The following is a 12,154-nucleotide window of genomic DNA, read 5'->3' on the forward strand; positions in this document are numbered from 1 at the left end:
GGCCGCCGCGCGTCGTTGCGTGTCACAAAGCATCGGCACACTGAAGGTTTATCCGTGAACGAGGCTGCGACCGCCCATGCTCGGCGACCTGTTGATCACATTCTTCGCGGTGGCGCGCCAGGGCAGCGTGACGACCGCCGCCCGCCAGTTGAAGCTCAGCCAGCCGACCGTCACCGGCCGCATCCGGCAGTTGGAGGAATCCTACGGCGTCGAGCTGTTCCACCGTCGCGGCAGCCGGCTCGAACTGAGCGACGTCGGCGTCGCGCTGATGCCGCACGCGGAGCGGCTGGTCCAGCAAGGCAGCGAAGTCGACTTCATGCTGCGCAATGCCGGCAACCTGCAGAGCGGCAACCTGCGGGTTGGCGCGACGGGTCCGTACTACATCCTGCGCAGCATCGCGGCGTTTCGCGAACGCTTTCCGGCCGTCGAGCTGAGCCTCGAAATCGGCAATTCGCAACAGATCCTGCAGGCGCTGTTCGAATACCGGATCGACATCGCGGTGTCGTCGCGGCTGGAGGAAGATGCGCGCGTGACGCGGCTGCTGGTCGCGTCCGATCCGATCGTCGCCGTCATGCATCCCGAGCATCCGCTCGCGCGGCAGGCGTCGGTCGATCTCGCGCAACTCGTCGACTGCGATCTGTTGATGCGCGAAGCCGGCTCGATGACGCGCCATGCGTTCGAAACCGCGCTCGACCGCGCGGGATTGGACATGCCCCCGCATACGGTCATCGGCAGCCGCGAGGCGATCTACGAGGCGGTCCGCCTCAATCTCGGCGTCAGCATCCTGCCGCGCGGCGAAGTGCCCGGCGATCCGGCGCTGCGCGCGGTGCCTTTCACCCAGTCCGCGCCGGTGCTGCACGAATACCTGTACTGCCTCGACGCGCGCCGCCATTCGCGGCTGATCGATGCGTTCCTGTCGTGCGTGCGGCCGGCGGCCGCGAGCGTCACGCCGTTTACGCCAAGCCGTGCCGCCGTGCCGCGTCGCGCAGGCAGTCGAGCAGCATCGACGCGGCAGGCGTGAGCGGACTGTCGCGGCGCGTCACCACCTGCACCGACAACTGCGGAATGGCTTCCCGGATCGGCAGCACGGCAAGCCTGCCGCCGGCCCAGTCGACGTCGAGCAACTGCTCCGGCACGGCGGCGACCAGATCGGCGCCGAGCAGCAGGCTCTGTGCCACGGCATAACTCGGGCATTCGACGACCCGCTTCGGCACGGCCAAGCCGTGCTGCTCGAAGCAATTGCACAACATTTGCGACGAACTCTCGGGGGAGGGATTGAGCAGCCAGTCGGCGTCGACCAGCTCGGCGAGCGACGTGCTGCGCGCGAGCGGATGAGTCGCGCGAGCGACGATCCGCAACCGGCTCGCATACAGTTCCGCGTGATCGAATTCGGCGGCGAGCCGCTCGGGCACCACCACCGCGATCGCGAAATCGAGCGTGCCGTCGTGCAGCCGCGGCAGGGCGACGCCGGGAAATCCTTCGAGGAAGCTGACGCGCGCCAGCGGAAAGCGGCGGCGAAACGCCTGGTAGGCATCGGGCAGGATCGACAGCGCCGCCGCCGGGGTGATCGCGGCGGCCACCGCGCCCGTGGCGGCGCCCTGGGCTTGGTCGATGTCGTCGCGGGCGCGCTGCATCTCGGCCACGATCAGGCGCGCGCGCACCTGCAACTGCTGTCCGAACCCGGTCAGTTGAACGCCCCGCGCGGTGCGCACCACGAGCGACACGCCGAGCGCCTGCTCCAGTTCCTTGATCGATTTGGTCAGCGCGGCCGGCGACAGGTTGAGGCTGCGTGCCGCCGCCCGGATGCTGCCTTCGTCGGCGACCGATACGAACGCTTTCAACTGATGATATTTCATCGCGCAACCGCTCCGCTACGGCCCGAATGCACGGAGACGGCCTCAGGCGGGCCGATCCGGAGGCTGGCAACCCGTAGTTGCCACCGAAGCAATTTATCAGCTTATGGTGCGCGAAATAAATTCATATGCTTCGTCGATACGCGCTGGGATCCCACCCGAGCCGACAACAAGGAGACAAGCATGCTGTCCGTCAACCCCGTGGTCCCCGGCATCGCCGATATCACCCCCGAGCTGATCGAGGTGCGCCGTCGCATTCATGCGCATCCCGAGTTGGCGTTCGAAGAGACGCTGACGAGCGACCTCGTCGCCGACCTGCTCGCCCGTTGGGGCTACGACGTGCATCGCGGCCTCGGCAAGACCGGGCTGGTCGGCGTGCTGCGCGAAGGTAGCGGCGCCCGCACGCTCGGGCTGCGGGCCGACATGGATGCGCTGCCGATCAGCGAAGCCACCGGCCTGCCGTACGCGAGCCGGCACGCCAACCGGATGCACGCGTGCGGCCACGACGGCCACACGGCGATGCTGTTGTGCGCGGCGCGCCACCTGGCGGCCACCCGCCCGTTCTCGGGCACGCTCAATCTGATCTTCCAGCCCGCCGAGGAGAATTTCGGCGGCGCGAAGGCGATGATGGACGACGGCCTGTTCGAGCGATTCCCCTGCGATGCGATTTTCGCGATGCACAACATGCCCGGCCGCGCGGCCGGCGACATGGCGTTCCGCACCGGCCCGACGATGGCGTCGTCGGATCGCGTGACGATCACGCTGCGGGGGGTGGGCGGCCACGGCGCGATGCCGCACTTCGCGCGCGATCCGATGTCGGCGGCAGGCAGCATCATGGTCGGCCTGCAGACTATCGTCGCCCGCGAAGTGAATGCGCAGCAGGCGGCCGTGATCACGGTCGGCAGCGTGAAGGCGGGCGAGACCTTCAACGTGATTCCCGAAACCGTCGTGATGAAGCTGTCGGTGCGCGCACTCGACGCCGACGTGCGCGCGCTGCTCGCGAAGCGCATCGCGGAACTCGCGCAGGGCCAGGCAGCCAGCTTCGGCGTGACGGCCGAGGTCGACTACGACTACGGCTATCCGGTGCTCGTCAATCACCCGGAACCGACGGCCTTCGCGACCGACGTCGCGCGCCGGATGCTGGGCGCCGGCCGCGTCGAGGCGGACGCGGCGCCGCTGATGGGCAGCGAGGACTTCGCCTACATGCTCGAGGCCCGTCCCGGCTGCTACGCGCTGATCGGCAACGGGACGGGCAGCCGGGGCGGCTGCATGGTGCACAACCCCGGTTACGACTTCAACGACGAGATCCTCGCGATCGGCGCGAGCTTCTGGGTCCGGCTCACCGAGGCGTGGCTCGTCGCTTGAGCCGGAGGCCGCGCCGGCCGCTTTGCCCCTGCGCCGCCTTGGCCGTTCGCGCGGCGCCGGATGGCCGGCCGCGCGCGACACCGGGCGGCATCACGTCCGCACCACGAGGATTCGATGGACACGTCCACCCTGAATGCCGCCGCCGCACCGGCCGCCCCCGCCCGTCGCCGCAAGCGGCGCCTGATCGCCGCCGCCGCGGTCGGCAATGCGCTCGAGTTCTACGACTTCACCGTCTACAGCTTTTTCGCGATCCTGATCGGCAAGCTGTTCTTCCCCGTGCACACCTCGTTCGGCCAGTTGATGCTCGCGGTCGCGAGCTTCGGCGTGGGTTTCGTCACGCGGCCGATCGGCGGGCTCGTGATCGGCATATACGCGGATCGCGTCGGCCGCAAGCGCGCGATGATCGTCACGCTGCTGCTGATGGCGCTCGGCACCGCGATGATCGCGGTTACGCCGACCTATGCGCAGATCGGCCTCGCGGCGCCGCTCATCCTGGTCGCCGCGCGACTGCTGCAGGGGTTCGCGTCGGGCGGCGAAGTGGGCGCGTCCACCACGCTGCTGCTCGAACAGGCGCCGCAGAACCGGCGCGGCCTGTACGCGTCGTTCCAGTTCTCGAGCCAGGGGCTCGCCGCGCTCGCGGGCGCCCTCACCGGCGTCGCGCTGACGTCCATGCTCTCTCCCGCGCAACTCGAGAGCTGGGGCTGGCGCGTGCCGTTCATCATCGGCACGCTGTTCGTCCCGCTCGGCTATTGGCTGCGCCGCACCGTCGAGGAGGTGCCGGCCGCGCATCCGGTCCGCGCGGAGCAGGATGAAACGGCGCGGCCACCGCTGCTGGAAGTGCTGCGCCATCACGGCAAGGCCGTGTTCGCCGGGCTGGGAATCACGATCGGCGGCACGTCGATCCACTACATCATCGTGTTCTACATGGCGATCTACGGCGTGCAGGTGCTGCACCTGCCGGTGTGGCTGTCGATGACCGCCGGCTGCGTCGCCGGCGCGATCCTGACGTTCGTCACGCCGCTCGGCGGCTATCTGTCCGATCTGTTCGGCCGCAACCGGATCGTCTGGTGGACGCGGATCGTGCTGATGATCGCGATCTATCCGGCTTTCGTCGCGCTCAACCGCTGGCCGGGCGCGTTTTCGCTGCTGTCGATCATCGCGGCGCTGGCGTGCGTGCATTCGATCAACATCGGCGCGACCAGCGCGATGCTTGGCGAATTGTTCCCCCGGCAGGTGCGGGCGACGGGGGGCGCGCTGGTTTACAGCATCGGCGTCGCGATCTTCGGCGGCTTCGCGCAGTTCTTCGTGACCTGGCTCATCGCGATGACCGGCAACGCGAATGCGCCCGCCTGGTATGCGATCGGCTGCGGGACGCTGACGCTCGCCGCGCTGCTGTGCATGGACGAGAAGGCCGGGCGGGCGCTGGATTGAGCGGCCGCGGACGAGGCCCGCCGCCGGCCCGCCACGCGCTGGACGAGCCGGAGCGGCCGCCGCCCACGCCATAGCCGGAGCCGCTGCCCGGCCCGGCACGCGCCGCAAGCCGGCTCGCGCCGCGCCACGTGCGAACCGGCCGGCCGTGGCATCATATCGACCTTGCGCCCCCTTCATCCACCGGCTTGCACATGTCGAACCTGATCGTCCACGGCGGCTCCCCGCTACGCGGTGAAATCACCCCGTCCGCCAACAAGAACGCAGTCCTCCCCATTCTGTGCGCCACGCTGCTGACCGATCAGCCGCTCCGGCTCGTCGGCGTGCCGGACATCACCGACGTGCGGAAGATCCTCGACATCTTCCGCACCCTCGGCAGCGATGTCGCGATGGATTTCGGCACCGGCGTGCTCGACCTGCATCACCGCGCGACCGCGTTCGATCCGGCCGTGCACCGGCTGCCGGAGGAAATGCGTTCGTCGATCATGCTGGTGCCGCCGCTGCTTGCCCGTTTCGGTGTTGCGCGGCTCGAGAACGACGTCAAGGGCTGCACGCTCGGCGTGCGGGAAATCGATCCGCACGTCGAGGTGTTCGAGCGCTTCGGCGCACGAATCGAACGCACCGTCGATTCGCTGATCGTGCGCGCCGACGGCCCGCTGACATCGAACCAGCATTGGCTCGACTACGCGTCGGTGACCACCACCGAGAATTTCGTGCTGTGCGCGGCGGCGGCCGGCGGCGCGTCGACGCTCGTGAACGCGGCGTCGGAGCCGCACGTGCAGGAGTTCTGCCGGTTTCTCGCGATGCTCGGCGTACCGATCGACGGGATCGGCACCTCGCATCTCGCCGTGCAGGGCGGCCGCTGGCTGGCTGGCGGCGAATACCGCTTCAGCGAGGATTTCCACGAAATCGCCACCTTCCTCGCACTCGGCGCGATCACGGGCGGCGACATCGCCGTGCGCAATTCCGCGCCCGAGCAGTTCCCCCTGATCGACCGGACGTTCGCGAAGTTCGGCGTGCAGGTGACGCACGAGCAAGGCTGGTCGCACGCGGTCCGCGAAGGCCCGATGAAGGTGCGCCGCCCGTTCACGCAGAACATCCTCACCAAGATCGAAGCGGCGCCCTGGCCCTATCTGCCGGTCGACCTGCTGCCGATCTTCATCGCCCTCGGCGTGAAGGCGGAAGGCAGCGCGATGTTCTGGAACAAGGTCTACGACGGCGCGATGGGGTGGACCGGCGAACTGTCGAAGTTCGGCGCCCACGTGTTCCAGTCCGATCCGCACCGGCTGATCACGTTCGGCGGACTGCCGCTCACGCCGGCTCGCGTCGAGAGTCCTTACATCATCCGCGTGGCGATCGCGCTACTGATGGTCGCGGCCAGCATCGAAGGGCGCTCGGAAATCCTCAACGCGCTGCCGATCCGCCGCGCGCATCCGCATTTCGTCGAGAACCTGCGCTCGGTGGGCGCGAACGTGGAATGGACGGTCGGCGGAGAGTGAACGCGAGCCCCTCCCGGGGCACGCGCGCCGGGCCGTTCGGCTCGGCGCGCGTGCCATCGGAGCCGCGGCGTCCGCACGATCGCTGAATTTCGATAGCCCGGGCGGATTCGCTCGAGCCCCCGGACGCAATCCGCGCGCGCCCTCGCCGCCCGCTCACCCGGCTCGGGTTCCGGCCGATCCGGGCCCGAAAGGGCCCATCGCCTCGTCACCCCGCCGCCCCTCGCGCCGCCGGCAGATCGAACACGAATACAGCCCCTCTGCCCGCCTCGTCAACCAGCCGCACCTCGCTGCCGTTCAACTGCAGCATCCGATGGACGATCAGCAGGCCCAGCCCGCCGCCGCGATGCGCGCCGCCCGCGCTGAACGAACGCTGGAACAGCCCTTCCCGCAACTCGGCGGGAATGCCCGGACCGGTGTCGGCGATCGTCACCGTCACCTTGCCGTCGCGCGGCGCGAGATCGACGTCGATCCAGCCGCCCGCCGGCGTATGCCGGATCGCGTTGTCGAGCAGATTCGTCAGCACCCGTTCGATCATCCCCAGATCCGCGCCGACGTTCGGCAACCGAGGCGGGATGCCGGCGCGCAATTGCACGCCCCGCGCCTTCGCGGACAGCTCGAACTTCTGGAACACGTCCTGCACCAGATCGATCAGCGAGAAATCCTCGAACGCGGGCTGCACCAGCCCCGATTCGAGCCGCGCCAGCTCGAACAGCGACTGCGCGAGCCGTCCGACCTTCGCGCTCTGCGCGAGCGCGATCGCCAGATAGCGGCGGCGCTCCGCGTCGTCGAGCGTGTCGGCCTTCAGCGACAGCGTCTCGAGGTAGCCGTGCAGCGAGGTCAGCGGCGTGCGCAGGTCGTGCGAGATGTTCGCGACCAGCTCGCGCCGCTGCTGATCCTGCCGGGTCAGCGCGCGCCACTGGTCGCCGATGCGGTCGGCCATCTGCGCGAAGGTGGTTTCGAGCACCGCGATCTCGTCGCGCCGGTCGGCGGCCGACGAGCGCGGCACTTTCGGCTGCGTGTCCGGCACGCCGTTCGCGTCGAAGCGGCGCATCGCCTCGGTCAACCGCCGCAGCGGCCGGGTGATCCAGCCGAACGCCGCGAGGCCGGCGATCAGCCCGAGCAGCGCGACGAGCGCCATCGACCACAACGTCGTGCGCAGCACGGAACTGGCCGCCACCCGCGCGGCCAGTTCGTCGTGCGCTTCGCCGAGCAGCACCACGTAGATATAGCCGGACGGCGCCTGGCCGCTCAACTGCAGCGGCGCGGCGCTAAACACCTTGCGCGCGTCGGCGCTGCGCGGATCGTCGCCGAGGATCGGCAGCGGCTCACCCGCGATGAAGCGGCGCACGGGCGCCAGGTTCACCTGCTCGCGCTTCACGTGGCCAGCCGGCGCGTCGTCGCCCTTGATGCGCCCCTGGTTGTCGAGGAGATACACCTCGACGCTCGGGTTCACGCCCATCAACTGGCCGAACAGCTGCCGCACGGCGTCGGGCCGCAGTCCGTTCGCGTCCATCAGCGGCGCGCTGTGCGCGATATGCTCGGCCAGATCGCGCGACAGCCCCTGCACGACTTCCTTCTCGTGCATGTCGCTCGAACGGATCTGCAGCCAGGCCGACGCGCCGCAGCAGGCGAGCAGCAGCACCGAGAACACCAGCGACAGGCGCTGGGTCAGCGTGAGTCTCATCCCGGCTCCTTCGCCTCGGCGCCCGGCACCGCCAGCTTGTAGCCGTGGCCCCAGACCGTCAGGATGCGCGCCGGCTGCGCCGGATCGGGCTCGATCTTCGCGCGCAGCCGGTTGATGTGGGTATTGACCGTGTGCTCGTAGCCCTCGTGCTGGTAGCCCCACACGGCGTTCAGCAGATCCATCCGGGAAAACACCTTGCCCGGGTGCTGCGCGAAGAAGTACAGCAGGTCGAATTCGCGCGGCGTCAGCTCGATGCGCGTGCCGTCGACGGTTGCCTCGCGGGTCAGCGGGTCGATCGACAGCCCGGCCAGCTCGAGACTGCCCGCATCGATCCGCGAATCCCGCGCGAGCGCGTCGACGCGCCGCAGCAATGCCTTCACGCGCGCGACCAGTTCCAGCACCGAGAACGGCTTCGCGAGGTAGTCGTCCGCGCCGAGTTCGAGGCCGAGAATCCGGTGCACCTCGCTTGACCGCGCGCTCGTGATGATGATCGGCGTATAGCGCGTCATCGCGCGGGCGCGCCGGCAGATTTCCAGCCCGTCGACGCCGGGCAGCATCAGGTCGAGAATCAATGCGTCCCAGCCGCCCTGCTCCAGCAGGCGCAGCCCTTCGTTGCCGTCGGCGCTGTGCACGACTTCATAGCGCTCGTCGCGCAGATGCAGGCTCAGCACATTGGCGATGTCGACGTCGTCTTCGACGATCAGTACGCGCTTCGATGGGTCCATGGCGGGTTCTTGAGCGCGCAGCGGCGCGCATGCGTGAAAAAGGGGCGGCAACCGCGCCGTCCGTGCGTCATTGTGCAAAATTTCCGGGCGGCGAGTTATCACATTTAATTTAAGTTTCCGTGAGGACTTCGACACCGGCTTCTTTCTACGATGGGCGCACTTTCCGCTGAATCGCCACGCCGCAAGGAGACCATCATGCCGAATCGCCGACGCTTCCTGTTCCTGGGCGGCACCGCCCTGACCGCGCTCGCCGCCGCGAGCCGCTGGCCGGCCTGGGCCGCCGGCGCCGCCGACGGCGGCCGGATGGCCGCACCCGGCTTCGAATTCACCCGCACCGACGCCCAATGGCGCCAGATCCTGACGCCCGCACAGTACACCGTGCTGCGCGAGGAAGGCACCGAACCGCCGTACAGCAACCCGCTGAACGACGAACATCGCGCCGGCCTTTTCTCGTGCGCGGGGTGCAAGCTCGATCTGTTTTCGTCACGCACCAAATTCGACAGCCACACGGGCTGGCCGAGCTTCTGGGCGCCGCTCGACCACGCGGTCGCGACCCGCGAGGACGGCTCGTTCGGCATGCTGCGCACCGAAGTGCACTGCCGGCGCTGCGGCGGGCACCTCGGCCACGTGTTCGACGACGGCCCGAAGCCGACCGGCTTGCGCTACTGCATGAACGGCCTCGCGATGGCGTTCCGCCCGGCAGCCGTCTGAACCCGATTTCCAAACCGGAGCCTCCATCATGCTGCTGATCGTTCTCACCTACCTGGGCGGCGTCCTCACGATCCTGAGCCCGTGCATCCTGCCCGTGCTGCCGTTCGTGTTCGCGCGCGCCGACCAGCCGTTCGTGCGCAGCGGCCTGCCGCTGCTCGCCGGCATGGCGCTCACCTTCGCGCTCGTCGCGACGCTCGCCGCGGTCGGCGGCGGCTGGGTCGCGCAGGCGAACCAGTACGGGCGCTGGCTCGCGATCGCGCTGCTCGCCGTGTTCGGCGTCACGCTGCTGCTGCCGCGCTTCGCCGAACGCCTGACCCGGCCGCTCGTCGAGGCGGGCAACCGCCTGTCCGCGCTCGCGCAGCGCGACGACCGGCCGGCCGGCGCCGGCGCCTCGTTCTTGCTCGGCATCGCCACGGGCCTGCTGTGGGCGCCGTGCGCCGGGCCGATCCTCGGACTCGTGCTCACCGGCGCGGCGCTGCGCGGCGCGAGTGTCGGCACGACGCTGCTGCTGGTCGCGTACGCGGCCGGCGCGGCGACCTCGCTCGCCGTCGCGCTGCTGATCGGCGGCAAGGTGTTCGCCGCGATGAAACGCTCGCTCGGCGCGGGCGAATGGATCCGGCGCGGAATCGGCGCCGCGATGCTGGGCGGCGTCGTCGCGATTGCACTCGGCCTCGATACCGGCGTGCTCGCCCGCGTCTCCACCGTCGCGACGGGCGGACTCGAACAGGCGCTGGTCGACCGGCTGTCGCCGGGCGGCGCGATGCGCGCGGCGGCGGCGCATGATGCGGGTCCGGGCGGCGCGATGATGAAGGCGGCGCCTGCGCCCGCCGATGCCGGCGGCGCGATGATGCGGGTATCGCAGGACAGCATGGCCGCCAACCCGGCCCCGCTGCCGGTCGAGGGCCAGTTGCCCGCGCTCGACGGCGCGGTACAGTGGCTGAATTCGCCGCCGCTGACGGCTCGGAGCCTGCGCGGCAAGGTCGTGCTGATCGATTTCTGGACCTATTCGTGCATCAACTGCCTGCGCACGCTCCCGTATGTGAAAGCCTGGGCGCAGAAGTACAAGGATCAGGGGCTCGTCGTGATCGGCGTGCACGCGCCCGAGTTCGCGTTCGAGCGCAATATCGACAACGTGAAGAAGGCGACCCGCGATCTCGGCGTCGATTACCCGGTCGCGATCGACAACAACTACGCGATCTGGCGCGCATTCGACAATCAGTACTGGCCGGCGCACTACTTCATCGACGCGCAGGGCCGGGTTCGCTACCACCACTTCGGCGAAGGCAACTACGCGGAATCGGAGCAGGTGATCCGGCAACTGCTGGTCGAGGCCGGGCATGCCGGCGCGGCAAGCGTCTCGACCGGGCTCCAGGATCCGCGCCCGCAGGGCGTGGAGGCGGCCGCCGACAACTCGGACATGCGCTCGCCCGAAACCTACGTCGGCTACGAGCGCGCGGAGAACTTCGCGTCACCGGGCGGCGCCGCGCGCGATCGTCTGCGGACCTACGTGGCACCGGCGCGCCCCGACCTCAACGATTGGGGACTCGCCGGCGCCTGGACCGTCGGCGCGGAGCATGCGACGCTCGCGCAGGCCGACGGACGGATCGTCTACCGGTTCCATGCGCGCGACCTGCATCTCGTGCTCGGCCCCGGACCGGACGGCAAGCCGGTGCGGTATCGCGTCAGCATCGACGGCGCCGCGCCCGGCAGCGCGCACGGCGCCGACACGACCGCCGCCGGCGACGGCACGGTCACCGGGCAGCGGCTTTACCAGTTGGTGCGCCAATCCGGCGATGTCGCCGATCACACGTTCTCGATCGAGTTTCTCGATCCCGGCGTGCAGGCTTATGCATTCACATTCGGTTGAAGAAGGCGCTCAGGCGCCCGTACAGCGCGTTGATCACTTATTTGAGGAGTCATCCATCGTGAACCCGAAATCGACGGACAAGAAGCCGGCGCGGACCTGGACGCCCGGTCTCAGGATAGGAAGTGCGGCCGCCGTGATCGTCGCGGCGCTCGCGTGGCAGCACGTGGCGAATTCGGCCGAGCCCGCGGTGAACATTCCGGCGCCGGCGCTCGACGAAAAGGCCGCCGGCACGCCGGCCGAGACCGCCGTATTCGCGGGCGGGTGCTTCTGGGGCGTGCAAGGCGTATTCGAGCACGTGCGCGGCGTGAAGCAGGTCGCGGCCGGGTATGCCGGCGGCGCGGCGAGCACCGCGCAGTACGAGACGGTGAGCGGCGGCGACACCGGGCATGCGGAATCGGTGCGAATCGTGTACGACCCGACGCAGATCAGCTACGGGCGCCTGCTGCAGATTTTCTTTTCGGTCGCGCACAATCCGACCGAACTCGATTATCAGGGCCCGGACCACGGCACCCAGTACCGGTCCGCCGTATTTCCGATGAACGCGGAGCAGAAGACGATCGCGCGGGCCTACATCGCGCAGCTCGACAAGGCCCGCGTGTTCGGCGCTCCGATCGCGACGCGGGTCGAGGACTACAAGGGCTTCTATCCCGCCGAGGCGTATCACCAGAACTATCTGGAGCGGCACCCGGACGAACCGTACATCGCGTTCAACGACATGCCGAAGATCGCGGAGCTGAAGCGGATGTTCCCGCAGATCTACCGAGGGGATGCGGTACTGCTGAAGGGCGCGGGCACTTGAAGGCGGGCGGATCGGGCGGCGTGTTTCAGACCGCCCGATCCGCCTCGCCGCCCGGCGGCCGCCCGCGCGCGCCGTGGACCGCCCGGCGCATGCCGCGACGCCCCCCTCCTCCCGCCACCTCGCGTTTTCCCTATCCGCCGCGCGCTTGACGATCCCGCCTCCATCGACAACACTTGGCATCATTCGAGTGTGATCACATATCTCAGATCAAAGATCAGGAGGC

General features: G+C 69.0%; 10 protein-coding genes. 7 read left to right on the forward strand and 3 right to left on the reverse strand.

Annotated features, from left to right (window positions below; translation table 11 throughout):
* The first annotated feature begins 76 nt into the window (after positions 1–76).
* On the forward strand, positions 77–1,021 hold the full coding sequence (locus RZR99_RS14050; RefSeq protein ID WP_323120379.1) for a LysR substrate-binding domain-containing protein: 945 nt from the start codon (positions 77–79) through the stop codon (positions 1,019–1,021).
* Here the strand turns inward: RZR99_RS14050 and RZR99_RS14055 are convergent.
* Positions 954–1,856, reverse strand: coding sequence for a LysR substrate-binding domain-containing protein (locus tag RZR99_RS14055; RefSeq protein ID WP_323120380.1), 903 nt, complete (start codon positions 1,854–1,856; stop codon positions 954–956). The two genes, RZR99_RS14050 and RZR99_RS14055, sit on opposite strands and share 68 nt — an antisense overlap.
* Positions 1,857–2,036: 180 nt before the next feature.
* On the opposite strand from RZR99_RS14055, the gene RZR99_RS14060 reads away from it, so the two are divergent.
* The 3 genes from RZR99_RS14060 to RZR99_RS14070 all read left to right on the forward strand — a co-directional run bounded on the left by RZR99_RS14060 (position 2,037) and on the right by RZR99_RS14070 (position 6,145).
* Positions 2,037–3,218 carry a M20 aminoacylase family protein gene (locus tag RZR99_RS14060; RefSeq protein WP_323120381.1) on the forward strand — a complete coding sequence of 394 codons (1,182 nt, stop codon included), beginning with the start codon at positions 2,037–2,039 and terminating at the stop codon, positions 3,216–3,218.
* 114 nt (positions 3,219–3,332) lie between these two features.
* The gene (locus RZR99_RS14065) at positions 3,333–4,649 is read left to right on the forward strand and encodes an MFS transporter (RefSeq protein WP_323120382.1); all 1,317 of its coding nucleotides are present in this window, start codon (positions 3,333–3,335) and stop codon (positions 4,647–4,649) included.
* 191 nt (positions 4,650–4,840) lie between these two features.
* The gene (locus tag RZR99_RS14070; RefSeq protein WP_323120383.1) at positions 4,841–6,145 is read left to right on the forward strand and encodes a UDP-N-acetylglucosamine 1-carboxyvinyltransferase; all 1,305 of its coding nucleotides are present in this window, start codon (positions 4,841–4,843) and stop codon (positions 6,143–6,145) included.
* A 205-nt stretch (positions 6,146–6,350) separates the two neighbouring features.
* Here the strand turns inward: RZR99_RS14070 and RZR99_RS14075 are convergent, their stop codons facing one another.
* On the reverse strand, positions 6,351–7,829 hold the full coding sequence (locus tag RZR99_RS14075) for a sensor histidine kinase (RefSeq protein WP_323120384.1): 1,479 nt from the start codon (positions 7,827–7,829) through the stop codon (positions 6,351–6,353).
* Complete coding sequence (locus RZR99_RS14080; RefSeq protein WP_323120385.1) at positions 7,826–8,554, reverse strand: response regulator transcription factor; 729 nt, start codon at positions 8,552–8,554, stop codon at positions 7,826–7,828. Before RZR99_RS14080 ends, RZR99_RS14075 begins: the two co-directional genes overlap by 4 nt.
* Positions 8,555–8,749: 195 nt before the next feature.
* Here RZR99_RS14080 and msrB point away from each other — a divergent pair, with 195 nt between their 5' ends.
* The 3 genes from msrB (at position 8,750) to msrA (ending at position 11,931) form a co-directional block, all read left to right on the forward strand.
* Positions 8,750–9,265: a peptide-methionine (R)-S-oxide reductase MsrB gene (gene msrB, locus RZR99_RS14085; protein WP_323120386.1), complete on the forward strand. Its 516-nt coding sequence runs from the start codon at positions 8,750–8,752 to the stop codon at positions 9,263–9,265.
* A gap of 28 nt (positions 9,266–9,293) precedes the next feature.
* Positions 9,294–11,132 carry a cytochrome c biogenesis protein DipZ gene (locus RZR99_RS14090; RefSeq protein WP_323120387.1) on the forward strand — a complete coding sequence of 613 codons (1,839 nt, stop codon included), beginning with the start codon at positions 9,294–9,296 and terminating at the stop codon, positions 11,130–11,132.
* 115 nt (positions 11,133–11,247) lie between these two features.
* Positions 11,248–11,931: a peptide-methionine (S)-S-oxide reductase MsrA gene (msrA, locus tag RZR99_RS14095; protein WP_323120414.1), complete on the forward strand. Its 684-nt coding sequence runs from the start codon at positions 11,248–11,250 to the stop codon at positions 11,929–11,931.
* Positions 11,932–12,154 lie beyond the last annotated feature (223 nt).

Origin of the sequence: Burkholderia alba (assembly GCF_034721475.1) — a bacterium.
In the GTDB taxonomy this organism is placed as follows: domain Bacteria; phylum Pseudomonadota; class Gammaproteobacteria; order Burkholderiales; family Burkholderiaceae; genus Burkholderia; species Burkholderia alba.